Consider the following 23,248-nt stretch of genomic DNA (forward strand, 5'->3'; position numbering starts at 1 on the left):
TTTTTTCATTTTAGAATTTACAATACAAAAGTAGATTAGGCAACAAGACAGGGCAATCATTAAAAAAGATGATTTTTTACCTGTGATTTAAAAAAACCATTAAAAAAGAGGATAGGAAAAGGGGGCCAAAGGTTATTTCTTTGCCTTAAAGAAAAAATGTAAATTTAAGAATGAGAAAGTTATTGCTGATACTGTTAACGGGGCTTGCAAGCCTGGTTTGCAGGGCACAAGACGATATAAACAAGGATAGTCTGTTAAGACTATTGCCCGCTGCAAAAGAAGATACTGCCAAGGTTCTATTGTATCTGGATATCGGTAATGCTTACGAAATGAATGATGTAAAAACTGCTCAAAAATATTATTTACTGGCAGGCAACCTCAGTAAACGGCTCAATTACAAAAGAGGCACCTTAAAGTTCATATCAAACTATACAGGGATTTTAAATGCAAAGGGATCCTTTGACAGTTCTTTACTGCTCAACAAGCAGTCAATTCAAATTGCAACAGCACTTAACGATGTCGTAAGTATTGCAAAAACAACAGCCAATACCGGTAACAGCTATAACTTTCTTGGCCAATATGATAAAGCCGTTTATTATTACGAAATAGCTAAAAAGCACTTTGACCAGATAAACAACCCCTATTTGTCTGCACGGATGAACGACCTGATCCAAAACGTCTATCTCCACTTAAACCAGTATGAAAAAGGGGCACGCTATGGTAGAGAAGCAGTTCATTATTTTAGGGCAGCAGGAAAGGAAATGGAATTGGGTCAGGCTTTACTCAACCTGGCTAATAACTATCAATCGCTAAAGTATAACGATTCTGCTTTGGTTTGTTATAAGGAAGGCATTACCATTGCAAAAAAGACTGGATATAAAGCGCTGGAACTTGCCAGCCTGATCGGAATCGGTAATATCTATTTTCACCGCTATGATGCAGATGGGATGAAAAAATACCATGAAGCAGCATTGAGCCTCAGCAGGCAGATCAACGACGCTGAAGGCGAGGTCATAGCCGGAAGGGGCATGGCACTTCACTTTCTCTTAAAAAAGAATTTTAAAACCGCAAAAAACTACATTTCAGCATCCCTTAAGCTGGCGGATAGCCTTGACTTAAACCTGGAGAAATTTGAAGGTTTGAAGGTGATGTCTAGTATTTTATTTGGCTTGCATGATGTAATTGCAGCTGAGAAATATTTAGATAGTTCATCTGTTATCGAAAACAAATTGAGAGGAGAAGAAATTCAAAATAAAACGCTCCTTTTAGAAAAAAGGTTTGAAACAGAGAAAAAAGAAGCGCAACTCAAGCTCCAGCAAGCCCAGCTCCGGCAGAAAAGCAGCCTTATTTATTTCCTGATTGCAGGGGCAATAGCATTGCTTGTCATTACCCTACTCTCTTACCGAAATTACAGACACCGCAGGAAATTGCAGCAGGCAAAAATTGATGAACTGGAAACCGAAAAACAGCTTACTGCTACAGAAGCGGTACTAAAGGGGGAAGAACAGGAACGTACACGTCTTGCAAAGGACCTTCATGACGGACTTGGTGGTATGCTGAGTGGCATAAAATTCTCATTAGGCAACATAAAAGAGAATTTAGTAATGACCCCGGACAATACCCATGCTTTTGAACGCAGTATTGATATGCTTGACAGTTCTATTCAGGAGATGCGCCGGGTAGCACATAATATGATGCCCGAAATGCTGGTAAAATACGGCCTGGACACGGCATTGAAAGAATTTTGTACCGAAATGGACCGTAGCGGGGTAATCCATATCAACTATCAGTCAATAGGAATGCACAACGGCGACATCGCACAAACTACCTCAGTTACCATTTATCGCATCATACAGGAGCTGGTCAACAATAGTATTAAACACGCACAGGCTAAAAATGTACTGGTACAGCTACATCAGTCCCAGCAGGAAAATTTATTGGCCATAACAGTAGAAGACGATGGAAAAGGCTTCAACACTAATCAGTTGAAGCAAGCAAATGGAATGGGCTGGCTGAATATCCAAAACCGTGTTGAGTTTTTAAAAGGGAAAATTGATCTGCAGTCCTCGCCTGGTAAGGGAACCTCGGTAATGATAGAAATTAATATTTAAGTGCAGGCGATGAAAATAGGCGTTTTTGTGGTAGACGATCACTATATGGTAATTGAAGGCATTCGATCTTTGTTGCAAAACGAAAAAACGATCGATTGGATGGGCCATGCCACCAATGCCGAATCCTGCTTAAGTTTCCTGAAACTGCAGGAGCCTGATGTGATCTTAATGGACATCAACCTCCCAGACAAAAGTGGCATAGATTTATGCAAGGAAGTTAAACAGTTATACCCCGCAGTAGCGGTACTTGGACTGAGTACGTTTAACCAACAAACGATCATCAAAAACATGATGAACAATGGTGCTTTGGGCTATGTGCTAAAAAATGCCACCAAAGAAGAATTGTTGGAAGCTATCAACAGTGTGCTTAGAGGAAAAATCTATTATAGTTTGGAGGTTTTTAGCGCTTTAAGAAAACCAGTTCCTGATCAGCTCTTGATTACCCGTAGGGAAAAAGAAGTATTGTTATTAGTGGCCGAAGGACTGACCAATGCCCAGATCTCCGAAAAACTCTTCATTAGCGTACCCACAGTAAATACCCATCGCAAAAGCCTGCTAGAAAAGTTCGATGTAAAAAATACAGCCATGCTCATTGGTAAGGCTACGAAGTTGGGGTTGATTTAGTTTGCTATAGTTTCTAACTCCTCTATTTGAAACTAAGAAATTTAGGTGAGTAAACTTATTAGACTAAAATTCAACCACATCGAACCAAAAATCGGCTTTATTTGTTTAATTCTGATTGTAGGAACAGACTAAAAATCAAAAAGCCCTTTAAGATATCTTAAAGGGCTCACGGGTGTCTGATGGTGCCGATAAATTCTCGGTTTGTGGCTGATTTAAAGCGGTTGGCCGATTTGAAAAGAAATATGGATGAATTTGATGAGCTTGGAAAACGGATGAAAGCCAATAATTCCCGTCCACGAAAATGATCTGAATGTCAATTGAAATTTATCACTACTAGGGATATCCAAAACATCGCTCCCCATTCCCAGGTCACCCTGGCACCCGAGCTAAGCCGGCCACTGCCTTTAGTGAAGCAGAAATGTTTGGTGATCTCCGGATCGATGAAAGCTTCAAACACGAGGTTAGTGGGTTTTCGAATCAGCATATTGCCCTTCCACCAGGACATAGTTCAGCCGGATGGTGGATTACCGTTTTTCCGATAAATCCTTAATGATCTCTAAGGCCTGGTCCCACATTTTTTCATGCTGAGGGATATATTTTTTTGCCAGTGGCCCCGATTCGATTCTTAGTTCATAGGCCCCGCTTTCAGCTTTTACCAACCGGTATACCTCCGAATATTCTCCGGTCTGTGCATCAGCGGCCGGGTTAAGTTCATCGTACATATCTACCTGTAAATACTCCTGCGGCCTATGCGCTTTGACCATACCCCTGGCGCCAATGTCCCCACTGGTGTCCGTCCAGATCACTTCAGAGCCAGTTTGCCAGTCCGTCTTTACAAACGAGCCTTCACCAAAAGCCTTGCCCCACTGGTCTGCAGGATGCAGTAAAATATCCCAGATCGCTTCGGCCGCAGCCGAAATGGTGATCTGCTTGCTGATCACTTCTGTTTCCACAAATGAAACCAGGCCTTCGTTGACAAAATAATTCCAGCCCCCTGTAAAGCTTTCTATTCTGAAGTTCGGATTATCCTGAGGGAAGCTGTCCAAACCGTCATGCGTGAGTTTCAGCCGGGTTCTGTGTTTGCCTTCTTCAAAGAGCTCCCAGGTTAAAACCGAATAACCCTTATAATCCGGATACCTCCAGGAATAGCTCAGTTTATGCGGGGGATCCACCACCAGGACCTCGCATTCGTGCAGGTATTGCACATTTTCATCCCCGCCGGTAAACTGAAACTTGAAACCCACCTCGGGTTTAAATTCTTCGAAGTCGAAATACCATGCTTTCATCTGGTCCCGGTCGGTTATCGCCTTCCAGACTTTCTCAATAGGGGCATTGTAAACACGTTCTACAATCAGTGATTTAGTTTCCATAGCTGTTATTTTTTTGGTTGATTTTTATTCTTTAAGACTGAATCTTCCGCATTATCCCTTTCCAGAAATTCCCCGAGGGCATCCAGCTTCCTGTTCCAGAATTTCCTATAATGGCTCAGCCATAGGTCTACTTCCTTCAGCTTACGCATATCCGCGCTGCAAAAACGCTCCCTTCCTTTCTGCGACACCATGATCAGCCCACACTCGGTCAGAATCCTAATGTGCTTGGAGATTGCAGGCCTACTCACCTGAAAATGACCGGCCACAGCATTCAGGTTTAAGGAACGCTCACTGAGCAAACCAATAATTTCCCGGCGCGTCGGGTCTGCAATTGCCTGAAAAACATCTCTTCTCATTTCCATAATATGATACCATTTGGTTACAAATATAAAAGAAACCACTTGGTTACACAAATTTATTTTAAATTCATGTTTTAGGCCCTGCCATTGGAAGAAATCAAACAAAAAAAGCCATCCGGAAAAATCCGGATGGCTTTGTCAGCAAATGCGAGCATAATCGGATAACCTGCTAATCTTTCGGTTTGGAATAATTGAATTTCAATCCCAGTTCCAGCGAGAGGAACGCAAAGAATTGATAACGGAAATCAATAAGTTTGACTAAGCGAATGGAAAACGCCCAGGAATTGTTGTTGAACAATGACATCGAGTCCGCAGATTACCGGGCGATAAAATAACAGTGCAATTAGAAAATTACTAGGCTGGAGGCCAAATTGAGCGATCTGAAAGCGCAAAACGATGTGATTTTAGACATCCGACCCATAGCAGAAGAGGCGATTAACAACCTGCGAATGTTAGATGAATTCTACGAAAAAGCGGATATAGAGGGTAAAAGGTATCTACTAAGGATGCTATACCCGGAAAAATTGATCTTTGATGGAGCCCTGTATCGAACCACTTCCATGAACAAAGCGGCTGAGCTTATTTATTTGAAAAACAAATAGTTACAGGTAAAAAAAATGGGACAAAAATCTGTTTTAAAGACCTCGTCCCATAAAGGGTGGAATATGGGGCTCGAACCCACGACCTCCTGAACCACAATCAGGCGCTCTAACCAACTGAGCTAAAACCACCGTGTTTTTTCGTGTCGACAAAAGTACGATTAAAAACCTATTCTTCAAATATTTTTAAGCATTGCGGAAAACATTTTTTTTAATCCTTTAAATTTCAATAGTTTGAATTTCAACACCAGGATAAATTACGCCCTAAAAATTGCTTTTCTGCCTTAAAAAGCTAGATTTGTTGCGCATTATGATAGAAATCTATACAGACGGAGCAGCGAGCGGAAACCCTGGACCAGGAGGTTATGGCGTAATTTTACGTGCAGGCCAGCATTATAAAGAACTGAGTGCAGGCTTCCGTTTAACCACCAATAACAGGATGGAACTCCTGGCCGTTATTGTAGGTTTAAATGCATTGAAAACACCCGGACAGGAAGTGACAGTGTTTTCTGACTCTAAATACGTAATTGATTCTGTAGAAAAGAAGTGGGTATTCGGCTGGCTCAAAACCGGCTTCAAAGGTAAAAAGAACAAAGACCTCTGGATGCAGTTCCTAAGCATATACAAACAGCACCATGTTAAATTTGTATGGGTAAAGGGCCACAATAACCACCCTGAAAATGAAAGGTGCGATCAGCTTGCAGTGGCAGCCTCCAAAAACAGGATTGCCCTGGGTGTCGACTCAGAATTTGAGGCAGAAAAAAGCAGGACTTCCCTACTTTAAACTTTTACTGCCGTTCCGTTTACTGCTTTGTTGTTCTTTTCCGCCGAAAACTCTGCCATCAGGTCCTCAGCCACTTTTACCATAGCTGGAGAACCAATAAAGATAGAAGTACGCTGATGCAGCTCTGTAGGTTCAATTTCCAGAATCCTGTTGAAACCATCAGAAGCTACCCCCCCTGCCTGCTCTACAATAAAGGCCATAGGATTGCATTCGTAAAGCAACCTCAGCTTCCCGTTAGGGGAACTTGAAGTAGTAGGATAAATATATATGCCGCCTTTGATGAGGTTACGGTGGATATCGCCTACCATAGAACCTATATATCTTGAAGTATAAGGTCTGTGTGTAGCCTTGTCTTCTACCTGGGCATATTTAATATATTTCTTCACTCCCTCCGGGAAGTGTACATAGTTTCCTTCGTTAATAGAATAGATCTTTCCTTCTTCCGGGATTTTCATATCCGGGTGCGACAGGCAGAACTCCCCTATGGATGGGTCGAGCGTAAAACCATTTACGCCTTTTCCGGTGGTGTATACCATCATGGTGGATGAACCATAGATCACATAACCGGCAGCAACCTGCTGGGTTCCCTTTTGCAGCACATCCTGCAAAGTGGCTACACCATCTACAGACTTGCGCCTGTAGATCGAAAAGATAGTTCCCACAGCAACGTTCACATCTATGTTCGAAGAGCCGTCAAGCGGGTCAATACAAACAATGTACTTCGCGTTTTTAGAAACCGGTGAATCGATAGGTACAAACTCATCTTCCTCTTCTGTAGCTACAATACAGCACTCGCCACCACTTGTTAACGCACTGATAAACTGCGTATTGGCAAACACATCCAGCTTCTGCTGCCCCTCACCCTGTATATTTGTGGTACCTGCATCACCGAGTATATCTGCCAGGCCGGCCTTATTTACCTCCCTGTTTACAATCTTTGCGGCTATGCCGATATCCCTGAGCAAACGGGAAAGCTCTCCTTTTGCATAAGGAAAATCTGATTGTTTTTCGATGATGAATTGCCCCAGTGTTTTTATACCCGACATACTACTTAGTGTATTTTATACGTTATCTATTACCTATTTCTATGGCGGCTAAGGTATGTATTTTTTCTTCTGAAATACAAAATCTAATCAAAGTTTTTATTCTGTGCCAGCCGGAATTTCCAGCCGCACCGGGATTTATATGCAGACAATTGATTTTTTTGTCGTACATCACTTTCAGGATGTGCGAATGTCCGCTAATAAACAACATTGGAGGCTTAGTGTAAATTTCTGGTTTCACCTGCGGAGCATATTTACCCGGATATCCGCCAATATGCGTCATCCATACATCTACATTTTCGCAATGAAAGCGCAGATGTTCAGGGTATACTGCACGGATCTCCTTATCGTCAATATTGCCATAAACACCCCGCAAAGGCTTAAACGCCTCAAGTCGCTCTGCAACATCAGGTCCAAAATCCCCCGCATGCCATATTTCGTCGCAACCGTCAAAGTGCTTAAAAACGGCATCATCCAGAAAGCCGTGCGTGTCCGATATCAATCCTATCGTCTTCATCTGTATGTATTAAAAGGCTAGAAAAAAATCTTTCAGCAGCAATTTATAGGCATCCGTATAAACACCCATTGCTGCGTAAATGTATAAACTCTGGTGTTGCACAGTTTTATCTGAATAATCCAGACAAACAATCTGCCTGATCTCAGGTTTTTGCTTATCAGAATGAACGTGTATCACCACTCCTGGCTTTAAGCCGTAAGTAGCAGCCAGCTCAATGATGTTCATAGACTGCTTTACCGGCAGTATAAACCAGAATCTGCCATCCCTGCTCAGCAACGCATCAACCCGGTTCAGCAACTGCTCAAAGAAAATTGCATCCGTATGCCGCGCAATTCCTTTCCGGTGTTCTGAATTTTTAAGGTCATTCACAAAATAAGGCGGGTTGGAAACAATCAGATCGTAAGGCTCCTCAGCAGTATAAGTTTCTATGGATGAGTGAAAAACTTTCAATCTACCTGAAAAAGGGGATCCTTCAGCGTTCTTTCCGGCGGCACGCGCAGCCTGCTCATCGATTTCAACCGCATGCACAACTGCCCCGGCAAAGCGCTGTGCCAGCATCATCGCAATCACACCTGTACCCGTCCCTACGTCCAGCACCCTCAAAGCAGCCGGTTTATCGGCCACAGCACCAAGCAAAACCCCGTCTGTATTGATTTTCATCGCACAGCCGGTCTGGTCTATTTCGAACTGTTTAAATCTAAAAGCGTTCTTCATTCTGTCAGGCTTGTGTTAAATGATGGTATATCGACTTCCACAAAGATAGGAGAAATCCCAGATTCGGGAATTTATTCATTCTATAATAGGGCTTTTAAAATTTTAACGCTAAATTTGCATCTTCAAAAAAAAAGCATGATTTATTTCTTTTCCAGCCAATCCAAAACAGTTTTCGCATTACAAACAGAACGGGAACTGAACGCTAATGATATTACAAAACTAGAATGGTTATTTGGCGGCGCAAAACTGCAACAGGAAACTACATTAAATGATTTTTTTGTTGGGCCGCGCGCAGCAATGGTAACTCCATGGAGCACCAACGCGGTAGAAATTACGCAGAATATGGACATCCAGGGCATCATCCGCATCGAAGAGTTCCACAAAGTAGAGGAACACGCTTCAGACTACGATCCGATGCTCTCCCAAAAATACAATAAACTGGATCAGGACCTGTACACCATTAACATACAGCCTGAGCCCATCCTTGAAGTTACGGACATTGCCGCCTACAATAAACAGGAAGGACTTGCCTTAAGCGATGAAGAAGTTGCTTACTTAAATGACCTTTCTGCAAGACTGGGCAGGGCACTTACCGACTCAGAAGTATTCGGCTTTTCGCAGGTAAACTCTGAGCACTGCCGCCACAAGATATTTAACGGAAAATTTGTAATTGATGGTGTTGAACAACCAACTTCACTCTTTAAACTGATCCGTAAAACTTCAGAAGAAAATCCTAACGATATTGTATCGGCCTATAAAGACAATGTAGCCTTTATTAAAGGGCCAAAGGTACAGCAATTTGCACCTAAACGTGCCGACCTGCCTGACTACTATGCCCTGAGCGACTTTGAATCGGTGATTTCGGTAAAAGCCGAAACCCACAACTTCCCGACCACCGTAGAACCTTTTAATGGTGCAGCAACAGGATCGGGCGGCGAGATCAGGGACAGGCTTGCAGGCGGACAAGGCGCTTTACCACTTGCAGGTACTGCAGTTTACATGACTGCTTTATCACGCCTGGAAGAAAACCGACCATGGGAAAAAGGCGTAGAAGAAAGACAATGGCTGTACCAAACGCCAATGGACATCCTGATCAAAGCTTCCAACGGGGCTACCGATTTCGGAAACAAATTTGGCCAGCCCCTCATTACCGGCTCAGTGCTCACCTTCGAACACGAAGAAAACAACCGTAAGCTTGGTTTCGATAAAGTGATCATGCTGGCAGGTGGTATAGGTTATGGCAAGGCCAGTCAGGCACAAAAGCACAAACCTGCCGAAGGCGACAAGATCGTTATCCTGGGCGGCGAAAATTATAGAATTGGAATGGGCGGTGCCGCAGTTTCCTCTGCCGATACCGGCGCCTTTGGTTCTGGAATTGAACTCAACGCCATCCAGCGCTCAAATCCCGAAATGCAGAAAAGAGCAGCCAACGCGGTGCGTGGAATGGTAGAAAGCGAAAACAATACTATCATTTCTATACACGACCATGGCGCGGGCGGCCACTTGAACTGCCTTTCCGAACTGGTTGAAGAGACCGGCGGTAAAATAGACCTCGATAAACTGCCTGTAGGCGACCCTACCCTTTCTGCCAAAGAGATCATCGGCAACGAATCTCAGGAGCGTATGGGATTGGTGATCAGCCAGCAGCACATAGATACCTTACAGAAAATTGCAGACCGCGAGCGCTCCCCTATGTATACTGTAGGAACAGTTAGCGGCGATCACCGTTTTACTTTTGAATCGGCCAGCACCGGCATTAAGCCGATGGACCTGGAATTGAAAGACATGTTTGGCAGCTCACCGAAAATGGTGATGGAAGACAAAACTGTAACCAGGGAATACCAACCGGTAACTTATGATGCAGGCAAACTGCAGGAATACCTGGAGCAGGTACTTCAGCTGGAAGCTGTTGCGGCTAAAGACTGGCTTACAAACAAGGTAGACCGTTGTGTAGGTGGGCGGGTTGCCAAACAACAATGCGCAGGCCCACTGCAACTGCCTTTAAACAATTGTGGCGTAATGGCTTTGGATTTCCAGGGCAAAGAAGGCATCGCTACTTCCATTGGCCATGCACCCCTGTCGGCATTAATTGATGCCGCAGCAGGAAGCCGCATAGCCATTGCAGAATCCCTTACCAACCTGATTTGGGCCCCATTAAAAGATGGATTAAAAAGCGTTTCACTTTCGGCCAACTGGATGTGGGCCTGTAAAAATGAAGGTGAAGACGCGCGCTTATACGAAGCTGTAAAAGCATGTTCAGACTTTGCCATCAGCCTGGGCATCAATATCCCTACAGGTAAGGATTCCCTGTCGATGAAGCAGAAATACAAAAATGATGAGGTCATAGCCCCCGGCACGGTAATCATTTCTGCAGCTGGTAACTGTAACAACATCACCCAGGTTGTTGAACCTGTACTCCAAAAAAATGGTGGTGCTATCTATTACATTAACTTGTCTGCCGACAGTTATAAACTAGGAGGCTCTTCTTTTGCACAGATCCTGAACAGGATTGGCAATGAAACACCAGATGTGAAAGATGCAGCACAGCTTAAAACAACATTCGATACACTTCAGCAACTTATAAAAGAAGGTAAAGTGCAGGCCGGACATGATATCGGCAGTGGCGGTTTAATTACCACCCTGCTGGAAATGTGTTTTGCAGACCGCGATTTGGGTGCAACCCTTGATCTTTCGGCACTGGGCGAACAAGACAGCATCAAACTTCTTTTTGCAGAAAACATTGGTATCGTATTCCAGGCAGATGCTGCTGTTGAAGCCAGCTTTGCGGCAAAAGGCATCAGCTGTCATAAAATTGGCGAAGTAAGCAATACAGCTACTTTAACCATTAAAAACGGTACAGCTGAAACTTTAAATTTTGACATTGACCACCTGCGCGATGTATGGTTCAAAACCTCTTACCTGCTCGATAAAAAGCAAAGCGGGCCGGTTAAAGCCAAGGAACGTTACGACAACTACAAACACCAGGTATTAAAATACAAATTCCCGGCACAGTTCGACGGTAAAAAACCGGTTATCGATACTTCGAAACCTAGGCCAAAAGCTGCGATCATCCGCGAAAAAGGAAGCAACTCCGAACGCGAACTGGCCAATGCCATGTACCTTGCTGGTTTTGATGTAAAAGACGTGCACATGACCGACCTGATCTCGGGCAGAGAAACGCTGGAAGACATCCGCTTCATCGGTGCAGTTGGTGGTTTCTCTAACTCAGATGTTTTGGGATCGGCCAAAGGCTGGGCAGGTGCATTTATGTATAACGAGAAAGCCAGGATAGCACTCGAAAATTTCTTTAAAAGACCAGATACCCTTTCCGTAGGGATCTGTAATGGTTGTCAACTGTTCATAGAACTTGGCCTGATCAACAGCGGCCATGCCGAAAAACCTAAAATGCTGCACAATGAAAGCCATAAGCACGAGAGTATCTTTACTTCTCTGACCTTGGCAGAAAACAATTCAGTAATGTTGTCTACGCTGGCAGGAAGTACACTGGGCGTATGGGTTTCACATGGCGAAGGCCGGTTCCAGTTCCCTTATGCGGAAGACCAATACCGCATTGTAGCCAAATATGCTTACGAAAACTACCCAGCCAGTCCGAATGGGTCTGACTATAACACTGCTATGATGTGCGATGAATCTGGCCGTCACCTGGTAATGATGCCACACATAGAGCGTTCCTTGTTTCAATGGCACTGGGCCAACTATCCGCAAGGACGTAAAGACGAAGTCTCTCCATGGATGGAGGCATTCGTTAATGCCCGCAAATGGGTTGAACAGCAATAAGCTTAACAATATTTAGTCTGTGCGACTGTCAAGTCCGGTTTTCATCAGAAGGCCGGACTTTTTTGATACAATCCGGATTACCCCGTTCCTGCCCCGCTCTCCATATTCAGCTATCGCCATTGCTCCCTTTAATACATGAATTGCTTCAATCTCTTCAGGTTTGATACTGGCCAGACCAGCATGAAATTCTATTCCATCCAGCAACATTAAGGGCTGAGATTTTGCCGGCAAACCATTCAGCACAAAAGATTGCACTCCGCGCTTCTCTGCAGAATCTGGAACAGCGGTAGGTTGTACCGTCTTTTCGTACTCTTTTTGCCACAAAACTGGCTTTTTTCTTACCGGTTTATTTTTAATGATAACGGACCTGCCCACTTGTTCATTGGCCATAACAGGCTTTTCATTAACAAACTTTGGGCCTTTGGCAGGTTTCTGCTGTTTGTTCTCTTTTCGTTTTTCCTTTACGACCTGCTGTTCTACAATAAATTCAGGCTCTGCAAAGGCCCATAAAAAAAAAGCAACAGCAGGTAACATCAGTAGCACCGAAAACTTCCTTACAGCCGCAGAGGCTGGTTTCATCATCATGTTAACCCGTTTCAAATGATCGTAACGCGAAAAAGAACTGGCCAGCGCAAAAACCGGAACACCAAGGCTGTGGTTAATAAGGGCAGCGCGATAAAGCGCAGCCGAATTTCCTTGTTCCAATACAGCCTGATCTGCCAGGTACTCATGGTTTTGTTTAACCAGGTTCAGGTATACCCATGCCAGGGGGTTAAACCAGTGAAAAGTACAGAACAACTGGCAGATCAGCAGATCTGCCCAATGGCGCTGCTGCACATGCGCCAGTTCATGCTCAAGTATCAGTCTTTTCTCGGCTGCCGAAGTATCCGCCGAACTGTTGATGATGATGCAATTGAATACCGAAAAAGAAGAGCGGAATACCGGGGTCTCAACAATCAGGCAGCCCTTTAACACAGTATATTTATGCGTTAAGGCAGTTCTTCTTATTTTATACAGTCCAATGATGTGACGAAGCAGCAAAAAGCAACCCCCGGCAATATAAACCATCAGCAACAGACTTGCCCAGTTAGAACGATCAGGCATCGCCAGCGCAACCGGAGCAACATTTGCCACAGCGGTTTCCATAGGCAGCAGCTTTATCTGGTATGTAAAAGTATAAAGAGGCAGCAGAACCGAGCAGCTCAGACCACTCAGTAAAAAAATACGGTTAAACCTGTAAAAAGTTTCATTCTTTAAAAAAAGCCAGTATACACTGGTAAACAAAGCCATGTATAAGGCTGATTTCAGAAAGTAAATAGCCAGTGCTTCCATAACATCCTTATTTTTCTTTTTTTAATTCTTCTTTGGTATCCCTGATCAGCCGGTCCAGTTCTTCAACGGTATAATTGCTTTCTTTTGCAAAAAAAGAGGCCATAGAAGAAAAGGAATCGTTAAAATAATTCTTCAGCAAGCCGAACAGCTGTGTTTTTGAATAAGCTTCTTTTGCGATAGCCGGGAGGTACACATTGGCACGTCCAACACTATTGTGTTTCACAAAGCCCTTGTTTTCCAAAATGCTCAGTACTGTTGCAACAGTAGTCCGTGCAGCTTTGGGCGTTTCCATTTTTTCACGTATATCCTGTACCGTACCCTCGCCCAGGGTCCACAGCACCTGCATAATCTGCTCTTCCGCTTTTGTTAATTGTACCATTTTCTTAATAAATGTATGAAAATTTCATAGATTAAAGACTGCTATCTGATTTTAAAACGTAGTTTGAGTAAAAGCTGGGCCGGCCGCAGGTTATAAACAGAATAAAAGGTGCTGATATCATTGTAAGCAGCCGCAATGTACTGCCGGGTATCAAATACATTGGCATACTCCGCACTGAGTTCTACCTTTTTAAAGACATACCGCATACCCAGATCTGCAAAATTCATTCCCCGGCTCCCTGAAACTATCGCACCGTTATAAAAATTCTCATAGCCCAGGTTAATGGTTAAGGCCTTCACCGGAAAAAAATTCAGTTGCGCCTGCTGCCTGCTGCTATTTATCGGTTTGAAGTCACCCGCGTTATTCCTTACCCTATTTCTACTCTGCGCATATTGAAAGGTATAAGATAAACTAGCCCATTTGCCCAATTTAGAGGAGATTGCAGGCCGCAAATTAAAATTCTCAGCGGTAAAATCGATTATCTTATCCTGGCTGATCTGCGATGCCGAACTGCTGCTGTAGTCGGCATCCAGACTAAGTGTTGAAGCAATAGCATCTATCCCCTTACTTAGCCGGGCATAAATACTGTACCTGTTACTTCCGTTAGAAATAAAATAGGCTTTTTTGAAACTCAGTATATCCTGATAAGCATAGCCGTACAACAAATTCATACTGCTCCGGCCATGCCTTAAACCCAGGTTAAAAAATACAGCATGCAGCGGGTGGCGGTAACCTAAATCCAGGGAATAAGATTGATTTTTCTGTTCAGACAGCTGCCCCTCGTTCCGCTGCAGGCTACGGTACGACTGCATCATATAACCGGTAAAGCCATTTTCAATTCCCCCTTGCTCATTGTTATAACTGACTGCGGCAGTCATATTCCAAAACAAATTCAGCTCATACCTGATGTTAATACTTGGATTAAAGAGTAGCCTGTTGATGTGCCTTTCGATCTCATTTCCGTTGTCATTATTTCTGTACAGGTAGTTGTATACCAATGGAAGTTGTAACGTTACTTTAATTTTATCCTTTGCATAAGTATAATCAGGCTGAAAAGAAAGGCTGTATTTATTCCAGGTCAGACCGTTACTTAAAGAATCTACTGCGGATGTGAAATTGCCTGAAGCTTCCTGTCCCTGCAATTGCGTGTTTAACTGCTGCAGGTTAAGATCTGCAGCAAGTGTATAGTTCTGTTTCCAGCTTCCCTTTGTTAGCCCCAATGTAAGGCGGTTTGCAGAGGAAAACTGCCGCTGTCCTACCGATTGCCTCAATGCGGTTAAGCCCACAGCATTACCAAACAGTGCATCATATAGGAAGGGCTCTACGCTAAGCTCCTGGTCGGTACTGCTGTAACCATTATAGCTGTACAGCTTTAAGCTCAACCGTTTGTAATTCCTGATGAGGCTAAAGGTATTGTCTACTTTAAACACCGGCTGTTTTAAATCCTGAAAGATATTTTGCCAGTTGGATGTACCCGCCTCCTGCGCTCCGCTTCCGGAACGCTCTCCGCTCTCTGAAATTCCGGATCCACGGTCCCATTTCCCGGAAAACCTGAAGGCATTGTCAAGGTAATAACGTTCGGTATTCCTGTTCAACTGCAGCCCCGTTTCCAGTAAATCTGTATGGGTAGTAGCCGCCAGATTTTCCTCAATGGCCAGTACACTATCGGCAGGCAGATAATAAACGGAACGGGAAAAGTTCTCTTTTTCCTGCCTGTCATTTAAATAAATAACATTGGCATTTAGCTGATAATCTTTGCCCAGGCTCCATAAATTGTTAGCAGAAGCCGCATTGGCCCTATTGTACAGGTAACGCTTCTGGCTTATGGGTGGGGCCGAAGGCGATTGCAAGGTCAAAGCACTATAAGGGCTCAACTGGTTATCTCCCGGATAGTACGACTTCAATTCTGCCCCTGCATCATTTCCAGTATTGTTACCCTTGTAGGTATTGATGTTCTGTCTGCCTTTGTTAAAGTAAGTAGAGGTAAGCTCGTTATTCCATAAAAAGGGCGACAGCCCTGTACCAAGCTGGGTATTTGCCGTCAGCACCCCCTTCGCACCATCTTTCAGTTTTAAATTGATAGCTGCTTCATCGGTAAACTCCCGGTTTTTAAGCGCTTTTACCGGCTGATGATTTTCCAGTACCTGAACAGTGGCCACATCCTTCGCTTCCACATTATTGGTAGCAATACCATAACGCCCCTTCAGCAGGTCCAGGTTTTCAATATAAAAGCGGTTAATGGGCTTGTTGTTATACGTTATGGAACCATCGTCGGCTACCCTTATTCCTGGCATCTTTTTTAGCACATCCCCTATGGTACGGTCATTTTTATCTGCAAAACCATCCACCAGGTAATTTAAGGTATCATTCAGCTTGCGAATTTTGGGTGGATTGACCTTGACCTCCTTTAATTTGATCACTTCGGCATCCAGGCTAAAATGGTACGTGCCGCTTCTATTGTCTATAACCTGTGCCAGTTTTTTAAAACCGAGACCGGAAACGGTAACCACTACACTATCCGCCTTGCTGCTAAAGCTCAGTTTGTACGCTCCTTTCTGATCAGTAAAGGCATAAGCCAATACTGATGCTGCATCTTTTTCCTTTACAGTTACATTTACCCCTGCCAGCCCTTTTCCATCCGCCTTGTGCCCCACCACACCCTGGATACCCGTCTGTGCTTTCACAAAGTAAACTTGACAGCACAACATAAAAGCTAAAAATCGTATCATTCAGTTTCCATTGGAAGGTAGCCGGTTTTGCGGGGCGATTGTGCAATGACTACAGCCCCTCCGTTTATGTTAATGAGCATACCGCCTGTCTGCTTCTTTTTTTGCTGTTCAAACTCTGCACGGGTACATTTTATGCTCCTGCTGTCGTCGACCTTTATGGGCAAGGGGGCCGACGCTGACAATTGCTGCAAGCCGATCATCCGGAAAGCAAATAAACCCTGAGTATCCTCAACCTTTAGGATCAGTCCCGGTAAGCCCCAGAATTTCCAGGGACCATCCGGTACCGGAACATCAGCTGCGAACCATGCCGTATACTCCCTTCCCCTGAAGCTTAGTGTGGCTTTCTGACAGGTATAACCCGCAACAGTATCCGTTTCATTTGACATTTTCCATGGCAGTGCACCCGTTTCGTCTTCATACTTATACCTGTCGCCAATGGCGTCAATATAATCCAGTACCGTGATCTTTTGGGCCCTTTTATCCTTAATGATCTGGTAGCTTTCTCCTTCCAATGTACCGGTATAGGTAGATCCGGGCATGCTGGAAAAGTCTCTTCCAGAATCGCTTTTGTATACGTTTACAGATTTAATGGTTTGCGGGTCTATACTGGCCAGCTTTGCATTCAGCATAGAGTCCCTACCCAGTCTGGCCGGGTCGTAGAATTTAGATACAGCAGGGCCAATGTCGAGTACCATCGTATCCGTACGATGGACTTTGTCTGCTCCCTCCGTCTTTTTGCTGAACAGGTAGTAACAACGTAAAGAAGCGGTATCAATAGTCTTTTGCACACGCCCGGTATTTTTACCCAAAAATCCCTGTGCCGATGCTGAAAGGCCCGCACATATACCAATAATAGTCAATAGTTTTTTCATCATCTGCCTGTTTTTTCTAAAAGGTTCAACTGGCTCAATAGCCATTGTTACCGCCAATCTACGTCTATATTTTTAGACAAACAAGAGAATTGAAAAATTTCGTCTAAATAATTAGACAAAAACGCTCTAATACGGAAATGATAGGGCAAAAAAAAGCCCGGAAAAACCCGGGCCTATCTATTAGCTTTCCTCTGCAACAAGGTTCATCATCTTCTTTTTCTTCATGTGCCTGGCCAAAGCAGAGCGATCGTAATGCGGGTGTTTACGCAGGGTATTTACATTTAACCTAAGCGCAGATCCTCTCCGCCATAAAAAACCTCCGGCAGTAATTTTACGGTAATTATTTACTACACTATAAATATCGCCTTCAGCAATGCCTGTAACCCTCGAAGCTTCAGCTGCGGTGGCATAGGTTTTAATCCATTTGCCATCAAAGTCGTACTGAGATACCTGTTTATCTTCAGGCAAATACGCCATATTGGAAACCCCAACCTGATTTCTTAAGGACTTAACAGAAATTTTTGCCTTGGTACTTTCTTTCCAGATAAAACCCGCCGAGGTAAAGGCTTTACCACTGATGGCACGGTGTATATTCTGCGGCCTTACGTTAACCGCTTTGGCCGCCTCCTTAACTGAGCTGTAAGCATTGATCAGTTCTCCTTCCAGGTTATACTGCCCGATATTCTTTTGCAGGGTGGCAAATGGTGAAGGATACTGCCAGCGTTTCTCCAGGATAGGCTTTACATCCACATAAGGGTCTTTTCCGTATCTCCATAAATATCCACCGGCGGTAAGCATACGGATATTGCCCCTTAAGGCAGAAGAGATATGAGAAGCACTCAGCCCCATGGCAGTCGCAGCTGCCTTGGTGCCGGGATAAGTCTCGAGTAATTGTCCGGTAAGCGAGTAACGGCTTACATCGTTCACCCCCTTTTGCTTGGTGGAGCGTACAATCTTTTTCTGGTACTGCTCCCTTTTTTTGGCAGTCATACGCTGCGCCTGTCCCCTTCTCCCGGCAGCGTCCATCAGGGCCGCTTTATCTTTCTGGGTTCCAAGCATCAGGTTTTCCGGGCGCAGGTTTAGTCCGTCACCATCTTTGTATAAAACAAATAGCTCTTTGTTAGCCAGTTCAAACTGTTCTACAAACGAATAGTAAACCAGGCGCGCCGGGCTATAAGTATAAATTTTGCTATCCCTTAGAATGCCGATGCGCAATAAACAACGGTAATCACCAGTTGTAGTGTTTAACGAACGATGAACAGTAGGCTTCAAAATAAGGGGCTTGATAATATAGGTAACCTTTCTTTTATCTACCCCGCCTCGTTCAAGTCGTTTAATTCTGCCAAAGTTGGAGATCATATAATACCCTTCATGGCCGGGAATATCCTTCCATAGTTCTCCGTTAAGATCATCAAGTGACAATTGCTGATACGGGTAATTTTGCTCGTGCATATAAATTTATATTAAGAGGTTAAATAGTTACGTTTAATATTATTAACGCTAAAATAAAAAGTAAATTGTCACACTTAATACCTTATCTGTCAAAAATAATCATCAAGGTACGCATAACAAAATATTTCGTCAAGTATATGCAACAATCTTTCCATTCTTTCGTCTAATAACTGTCAATTCTATAAAATCGTATAATTTTTAATACTATTATATCAATCATCATGAAAAAGTTACTTTCATTCTCCTTTTCAGCACTCTTTTTCTTGTCTTTTTTTACAAAACCTGTCTTTGCAATGACGACTTTAACATACAATTCGAGATCAATATCGGATGAAAGGACAGTAAAAAATTTCGATAATGTGGTAGCGGGCGGTCCAATCCAGGTCATCATTAAAATGGGCAGTACAGAAAGCCTAAGGTTTGAAGGCGATGCAGAAGCAATCTCTACCCTGGTTGCCGAAGTTAAAGGCAGCACACTGGTTATCCGGCCAAAGACCAGCTGGATCAGCTGGGCAAAAAAATATGAAAACAAAAAAATAATAGCCTATGTAAATGCAAAGCAACTGACCGCGCTGACCATGAGCGGCGATGGTAGCATTACGGTATCAGGAACAATTAAGACAAACGACTTCAGCCTTACCTTAAGCGGCTCGGGCAGCATCAGGGCAAATGTAGCTGCAGATGAGATCGAAGCCGTTGTAAGTGGTTCAGGCAAAGCGCTGATTGAAGGAACAGCTGCCGAAGCAAGTGTTACTTTAAGCGGTCCAGGCACCTTTGGCACCAAGGCGCTTGAGGTTGACGAGCTCTCTGCCCGAATCAGCGGAAAAGGTAGCATAAACATCAGCTGCAGCAAGAAAATAAAAGCTTTTATTAGTGGGTCAGGACACATCAACTACCTCGGATCACCCGAAATACAGAAGACGGTAATTGGCACCGGTGGGGTAAATAAGCTGTAAAAAGGTTTGGGATTTTACTACCTTTAAATCCTAAACCTAACATCTGACCCCTATGTTTTTAGAAACGGTTATATTTATTCTTGTCATCATTCTGCTCATCATTGTACTGCAATTGAGAAAGAACTTAACAGAAAAACTTGAATTTCTATATCTAAAGATCGAACACCTGTCGGCCCAGCTGGCAAAAAAAGAAGCCCAGTTGCCCCAGGCCGAACCTGAGCAAAGAGTTGCTGAACAGCCAACAGTTCAGTCAGAAACATTTAAACCCTTTACCGCCTATCAGCCAAAGGATATTGTCCAACCGGAAGCACCCGTTGTTCCAGAGCCCCAGGAAAGCATTTTAGTGCCGGCAGAAGAAATAACAGCCCCTGAGCCAAAAGTTGAGGCCATTGCCCAACAACCGGCAATTACAGAACTCCCTAAAACTGTACAAGAACCTGTAGCACCGGTTATGCCATCTCAATTCGTTCCTCCTGCGCCAAAACCTTCTTTTAGCGAACGTAATCCTGATCTGGAGAAATTCATCGGCGAAAACCTGTTCAATAAAATAGGTATCGTCATCCTGGTTTTAGGTATGGGCTTTTTCCTCAAGTATGCAATCGATAAAGACTGGATCAACGAAATTGGCCGGGTAAGCATCGGTTTCATCTGCGGGGGCATTTTAATTGGTCTGGCGCACAAACTGCGAAAATCATTTACCACCTTCAGCTCTGTGCTGGTTGGGGGCGGTGTAGCCATCCTTTATTTTACAGTAACCATAGGCTTCCATCAGTACCAGCTTTTTAGCCAGACAATGGCCTTCATTCTTACCATACTCATTACCAGTTTTACGGTCTTGCTTTCCATCAGCTACAACCGCATGGAGCTTGCCCTTTTTGCCATACTGGGTGGTTTTGGCGCACCATTTATGGTAAGTACCGGCCAAGGCAATTACATTGTGCTCTTTACTTATATATTGATACTGAACATAGGCATGCTCATATTGGCCTACTATAAAAAATGGCCGGCCATTAATATCGTATGTTATATATTTACACTTATCCTCTATGGTGGTTGGCTATACAGCAAAGTGCTGGATGCCGACAGCAAAAACCCACCATATGCCGGGGCGCTCGTATTTGCCTCTTTATTTTACCTGATATTCCTGCTTATGAATATCATCAACAACATTAAAGAAAAAACAGAGTTCAATGCATTCGAGATTGGCATTTTACTCAGCAATACGTTTTTATATTATGCCGCAGGGATGCTGGTGCTGAACCATATTGGCGGCGGCGACTACCGCGGCTTGTTTACCGCTCTTATTGGGGTAGTAAACCTGATATTTGCCTATGCCCTGTTTAAGAATGATAAGATTGACAGGAACCTGATCTACCTGCTGATCGGCCTGGTGCTTACTTTCATCAGCCTGGCCGCACCAGTGCAGCTCAAAGGCAATCAAATCACCTTATTCTGGACAGCAGAAAGCGTTCTGCTGCTCTGGCTTTCGCAAAAATCAGGTATCACCCTCATCAAACAATCTTCAATAATTGTATTGGTACTCATGGGCATCAGCCTGGTCATGGACTGGCAGCAGGTTTATGGAAGCAGTATTTACAACACCACAAACCGTTTGTACCCCATTGCGAACAAAGGCTTTATTACCGGACTGGTGGCTGTTATAGGATTGATCCTTTACTCAACCTTGCTTAAAAAAGAGATCAAATCCATTCTTTTCCGCGAGGTTAAAACCTCAAGGACCATCCTCGCCGTGGCCGCGGTACTTATTGGCTACCTGGTCATTGCTTTTGAACTCAATCACCAGGCCTATAATTACTTTCCCTTATTAAGGGTACTGGCATTGGCTTGTTACAGCTATTTATTCATTACCATATTGCTTATTGCGGTTCGCAATGCAGAGAAAGAGGAATTCAAATTTGTGGTAGCTGCACTTGCCGCAGTCTGCCTCATTTGTTATCCACTGCTTTTCAACACCGAGACCATCTTTTTAAGGGACAGTTACCTGGAAAGCCGGGCTTCCAATCTGAACAATTACCTGTTCCATTACCTGATGGTGGCGCTGGCAGCATGGAGTATTTACACCCTGTACCGTAATGAAAAGCAGATCCGTTCAGAAAAAAGCTTAATTGCGTTCCAATGGTTCGCTGCTTTTATTGTCCTTTATATAGCCAGTGCAGAACTGGACCACCTAACAGTAATGTCGCAGTACAGCAAAGAAAAGAACATTGACGCCATCATCAGTAACACCCATAAAACCGGTTTTGCCATTTTATGGGGATGCTTCGCCTTACTATGTATATATATAGGCATGAAATGGAAATCGAAAAATGTAAGGATCATTTCTATTACCATTCTGGCCATTACCCTGCTCAAATTGTTTATTTTCGATTTAAGAGGATTGTCTGAAGGTGGAAAAATAGCCGCATTTATTTCACTTGGTGTTTTGTTACTCGTCATCTCGTTCATGTACCAGCGCTTAAAGAACCTGCTCCTGGCCAACGACAAGGAAAGCACAGCGATAGTAACAGCATCCAAACCAGATATTGAAGATGAGGCTTAAATTATATATAGGTATAGCCTTGCTTTTAGGGAGCCTGGTTGTCAACGGACAGTCCTTTAAATGGCAGGCCCCGCTCCAACAAGTGGCAAAAAGCGGCTTTTACAATATTGCCCTGACGCCCGACCTGATTGCCAAAACCGAAAGCGAGGAACTGGCAGACATCAGGATATTTGAAAAGAACAGGGAAATTGCCTGGCTGCTCAGAAAAGCAACGGACAGTACAGACACCGCCGGCACCCTTAATTTAGAACATTACAGCAACATACCCGGCGGTACAGTAAAAGTACAGGAACTAAAAGGCAGCAAACAATCGTTAATCACCCTAACGTTTAACAAGGCCTATCAGGTTAATAAATTAAGGTTAACTGTTGAAGGGTTCCGCTTTTATCGTCGCGAAGCCTGGCTGGCAGAACCAAACCCCAATTTCAAACCCGGCAGAAACAGGGAGCCCTATAACAGGATGCTCAGCTTTGTAATCTTATCAGGTAAACCTGCAATAATTGAGCTTACGGGCCAAAACAGGTATAGAAAACTATACCTTATCATAGAAAATGAAGACAACACCCCATTAACTGTAAAAAAAATTGATGCTTTTCAGCAAAATATGCATTTAACTGCTTATCTTGAGAAAGATAAACGATATATCATCAAAACCGGAGGGTTAGACATGAGTTTTCCCAGATATGATCTGGATTACTTTAATGATAGCATTGCGAAAAGTCTGCCTTACATTAAAGTTGGGAATTTTAGTCCGGCCCAGACCTTAACAAAACAGCAGTCCAGCTTTTTTATAAGCAAAAGCTGGATCTGGGGCGCTTTAACGGTATTAATTGCATTTATCGGCTATTTGTCCTACAGAATGATAAATGAGATGCAAGGAAAGAAAAGGTAATTTCCAACAAATTCTGTAAAATTCATCTCATTTTATCCACAAAACACTCCAAAAATCAAATATTTCTTTGAAAAATTATCCACTTTAGTATTTTTGCAGAGAATTTATTGAAATCTATCAATAAAAAACCTATTTTTGACCAAACTTTAAACAAATA

At 43.5% G+C, this 23,248-nt stretch carries 18 protein-coding genes and 1 tRNA gene; 7 read left to right on the forward strand and 12 right to left on the reverse strand.

The window, feature by feature from the left end:
• The first annotated feature begins 170 nt into the window (after positions 1-170).
• On the forward strand, positions 171-2,111 hold the full coding sequence (locus tag B9A91_RS01780) for a tetratricopeptide repeat-containing sensor histidine kinase (protein WP_084236710.1): 1,941 nt from the start codon (positions 171-173) through the stop codon (positions 2,109-2,111).
• Between the two features lie 9 nt (positions 2,112-2,120).
• Entirely contained in the window at positions 2,121-2,735 is a 615-nt protein-coding gene (locus B9A91_RS01785) for a response regulator (protein WP_084236711.1), read from the forward strand.
• A 313-nt stretch (positions 2,736-3,048) separates the two neighbouring features.
• Here the strand turns inward: B9A91_RS01785 and B9A91_RS01790 are convergent, their stop codons facing one another.
• The 4 genes from B9A91_RS01790 to B9A91_RS01810 all read right to left on the reverse strand — a co-directional run bounded on the left by B9A91_RS01790 (position 3,049) and on the right by B9A91_RS01810 (position 5,196).
• Positions 3,049-3,240, reverse strand: coding sequence for an SRPBCC family protein (locus B9A91_RS01790; RefSeq protein WP_084236712.1), 192 nt, complete (start codon positions 3,238-3,240; stop codon positions 3,049-3,051).
• A gap of 19 nt (positions 3,241-3,259) precedes the next feature.
• Positions 3,260-4,105 carry an SRPBCC family protein gene (locus tag B9A91_RS01795; RefSeq protein WP_084236713.1) on the reverse strand — a complete coding sequence of 282 codons (846 nt, stop codon included), beginning with the start codon at positions 4,103-4,105 and terminating at the stop codon, positions 3,260-3,262.
• Positions 4,106-4,110: 5 nt separating this feature from the next.
• Positions 4,111-4,467 carry an ArsR/SmtB family transcription factor gene (locus B9A91_RS01800; RefSeq protein WP_200815594.1) on the reverse strand — a complete coding sequence of 119 codons (357 nt, stop codon included), beginning with the start codon at positions 4,465-4,467 and terminating at the stop codon, positions 4,111-4,113.
• A gap of 653 nt (positions 4,468-5,120) precedes the next feature.
• Positions 5,121-5,196 (reverse strand) — tRNA-His (locus B9A91_RS01810).
• A 177-nt stretch (positions 5,197-5,373) separates the two neighbouring features.
• On the opposite strand from B9A91_RS01810, the gene rnhA reads away from it, so the two are divergent.
• Positions 5,374-5,847 carry a ribonuclease HI gene (gene rnhA, locus B9A91_RS01815; protein ID WP_084236715.1) on the forward strand — a complete coding sequence of 158 codons (474 nt, stop codon included), beginning with the start codon at positions 5,374-5,376 and terminating at the stop codon, positions 5,845-5,847.
• Here the strand turns inward: rnhA and fbp are convergent.
• From fbp to B9A91_RS01830, 3 genes are read right to left on the reverse strand one after another with little or no spacing between them, the layout of a single operon-like run.
• Complete coding sequence (fbp, locus tag B9A91_RS01820) at positions 5,844-6,893, reverse strand: class 1 fructose-bisphosphatase (protein ID WP_084236716.1); 1,050 nt, start codon at positions 6,891-6,893, stop codon at positions 5,844-5,846. The two genes, rnhA and fbp, sit on opposite strands and share 4 nt — an antisense overlap.
• A gap of 22 nt (positions 6,894-6,915) precedes the next feature.
• A complete protein-coding gene (locus B9A91_RS01825; protein WP_084236717.1) occupies positions 6,916-7,407 on the reverse strand; it encodes a metallophosphoesterase family protein in 492 nt (163 codons plus the stop codon).
• A gap of 9 nt (positions 7,408-7,416) precedes the next feature.
• Positions 7,417-8,121: a tRNA1(Val) (adenine(37)-N6)-methyltransferase gene (locus tag B9A91_RS01830; RefSeq protein ID WP_084236718.1), complete on the reverse strand. Its 705-nt coding sequence runs from the start codon at positions 8,119-8,121 to the stop codon at positions 7,417-7,419.
• Between the two features lie 135 nt (positions 8,122-8,256).
• Here B9A91_RS01830 and purL point away from each other — a divergent pair, with 135 nt between their 5' ends.
• Positions 8,257-11,919 (forward strand): phosphoribosylformylglycinamidine synthase, encoded by a 3,663-nt coding sequence (purL, locus tag B9A91_RS01835; RefSeq protein WP_084236719.1) that lies wholly within the window; start codon positions 8,257-8,259, stop codon positions 11,917-11,919.
• Positions 11,920-11,931: 12 nt separating this feature from the next.
• Here purL and B9A91_RS01840 read toward each other — a convergent pair whose 3' ends face one another.
• The 5 genes from B9A91_RS01840 to B9A91_RS01860 all read right to left on the reverse strand — a co-directional run bounded on the left by B9A91_RS01840 (position 11,932) and on the right by B9A91_RS01860 (position 18,683).
• Entirely contained in the window at positions 11,932-13,251 is a 1,320-nt protein-coding gene (locus B9A91_RS01840; RefSeq protein ID WP_084236720.1) for a M56 family metallopeptidase, read from the reverse strand.
• Positions 13,252-13,258: 7 nt separating this feature from the next.
• Positions 13,259-13,630, reverse strand: a complete 372-nt coding sequence (locus B9A91_RS01845) for a BlaI/MecI/CopY family transcriptional regulator (protein ID WP_084236721.1) — start codon at positions 13,628-13,630, stop codon at positions 13,259-13,261.
• Between the two features lie 41 nt (positions 13,631-13,671).
• Positions 13,672-16,314 carry a peptidase associated/transthyretin-like domain-containing protein gene (locus B9A91_RS01850; RefSeq protein ID WP_084236722.1) on the reverse strand — a complete coding sequence of 881 codons (2,643 nt, stop codon included), beginning with the start codon at positions 16,312-16,314 and terminating at the stop codon, positions 13,672-13,674.
• A 41-nt stretch (positions 16,315-16,355) separates the two neighbouring features.
• Entirely contained in the window at positions 16,356-17,234 is an 879-nt protein-coding gene (locus B9A91_RS01855; protein WP_159451610.1) for a GLPGLI family protein, read from the reverse strand.
• 177 nt (positions 17,235-17,411) lie between these two features.
• A complete protein-coding gene (locus B9A91_RS01860; RefSeq protein WP_084236724.1) occupies positions 17,412-18,683 on the reverse strand; it encodes an NUMOD1 domain-containing DNA-binding protein in 1,272 nt (423 codons plus the stop codon).
• A 293-nt stretch (positions 18,684-18,976) separates the two neighbouring features.
• On the opposite strand from B9A91_RS01860, the gene B9A91_RS01865 reads away from it, so the two are divergent.
• From B9A91_RS01865 to B9A91_RS01875, 3 genes are read left to right on the forward strand one after another with little or no spacing between them, the layout of a single operon-like run.
• Positions 18,977-19,639 carry a head GIN domain-containing protein gene (locus tag B9A91_RS01865; protein ID WP_235012404.1) on the forward strand — a complete coding sequence of 221 codons (663 nt, stop codon included), beginning with the start codon at positions 18,977-18,979 and terminating at the stop codon, positions 19,637-19,639.
• 52 nt (positions 19,640-19,691) lie between these two features.
• Entirely contained in the window at positions 19,692-22,199 is a 2,508-nt protein-coding gene (locus tag B9A91_RS01870; RefSeq protein WP_084236726.1) for a DUF2339 domain-containing protein, read from the forward strand.
• A complete protein-coding gene (locus B9A91_RS01875) occupies positions 22,189-23,091 on the forward strand; it encodes a hypothetical protein (RefSeq protein WP_084236727.1) in 903 nt (300 codons plus the stop codon). The genes B9A91_RS01870 and B9A91_RS01875 overlap by 11 nt, the downstream gene beginning before the upstream one ends.
• Positions 23,092-23,248 lie beyond the last annotated feature (157 nt).

The organism is Pedobacter africanus (genome assembly GCF_900176535.1).
GTDB lineage: Bacteria > Bacteroidota > Bacteroidia > Sphingobacteriales > Sphingobacteriaceae > Pedobacter > Pedobacter africanus.

What these genes read in the sequence shown, in the direction of transcription:
- rnhA (WP_084236715.1), top strand. Translation starts at nt 5,374, where the DNA reads ATGATAGAAATCTATACAGACGGAGCAGCGAGCGGAAACCCTGGACCA.
- B9A91_RS01875 (WP_084236727.1), top strand. Translation starts at nt 22,189, where the DNA reads ATGAGGCTTAAATTATATATAGGTATAGCCTTGCTTTTAGGGAGCCTG.
- B9A91_RS01785 (WP_084236711.1), top strand. Translation starts at nt 2,121, where the DNA reads ATGAAAATAGGCGTTTTTGTGGTAGACGATCACTATATGGTAATTGAA.
- purL (WP_084236719.1), top strand. Translation starts at nt 8,257, where the DNA reads ATGATTTATTTCTTTTCCAGCCAATCCAAAACAGTTTTCGCATTACAA.
- B9A91_RS01860 (WP_084236724.1), bottom strand. Translation starts at nt 18,683, where the DNA reads ATGCACGAGCAAAATTACCCGTATCAGCAATTGTCACTTGATGATCTT.
- B9A91_RS01800 (WP_200815594.1), bottom strand. Translation starts at nt 4,467, where the DNA reads ATGGAAATGAGAAGAGATGTTTTTCAGGCAATTGCAGACCCGACGCGC.
- B9A91_RS01865 (WP_235012404.1), top strand. Translation starts at nt 18,977, where the DNA reads ATGACGACTTTAACATACAATTCGAGATCAATATCGGATGAAAGGACA.
- B9A91_RS01870 (WP_084236726.1), top strand. Translation starts at nt 19,692, where the DNA reads ATGTTTTTAGAAACGGTTATATTTATTCTTGTCATCATTCTGCTCATC.
- B9A91_RS01780 (WP_084236710.1), top strand. Translation starts at nt 171, where the DNA reads ATGAGAAAGTTATTGCTGATACTGTTAACGGGGCTTGCAAGCCTGGTT.
- B9A91_RS01790 (WP_084236712.1), bottom strand. Translation starts at nt 3,240, where the DNA reads ATGTCCTGGTGGAAGGGCAATATGCTGATTCGAAAACCCACTAACCTC.
- B9A91_RS01825 (WP_084236717.1), bottom strand. Translation starts at nt 7,407, where the DNA reads ATGAAGACGATAGGATTGATATCGGACACGCACGGCTTTCTGGATGAT.
- B9A91_RS01830 (WP_084236718.1), bottom strand. Translation starts at nt 8,121, where the DNA reads ATGAAGAACGCTTTTAGATTTAAACAGTTCGAAATAGACCAGACCGGC.
- B9A91_RS01855 (WP_159451610.1), bottom strand. Translation starts at nt 17,234, where the DNA reads ATGATGAAAAAACTATTGACTATTATTGGTATATGTGCGGGCCTTTCA.
- B9A91_RS01840 (WP_084236720.1), bottom strand. Translation starts at nt 13,251, where the DNA reads ATGGAAGCACTGGCTATTTACTTTCTGAAATCAGCCTTATACATGGCT.
- B9A91_RS01845 (WP_084236721.1), bottom strand. Translation starts at nt 13,630, where the DNA reads ATGGTACAATTAACAAAAGCGGAAGAGCAGATTATGCAGGTGCTGTGG.
- fbp (WP_084236716.1), bottom strand. Translation starts at nt 6,893, where the DNA reads ATGTCGGGTATAAAAACACTGGGGCAATTCATCATCGAAAAACAATCA.
- B9A91_RS01795 (WP_084236713.1), bottom strand. Translation starts at nt 4,105, where the DNA reads ATGGAAACTAAATCACTGATTGTAGAACGTGTTTACAATGCCCCTATT.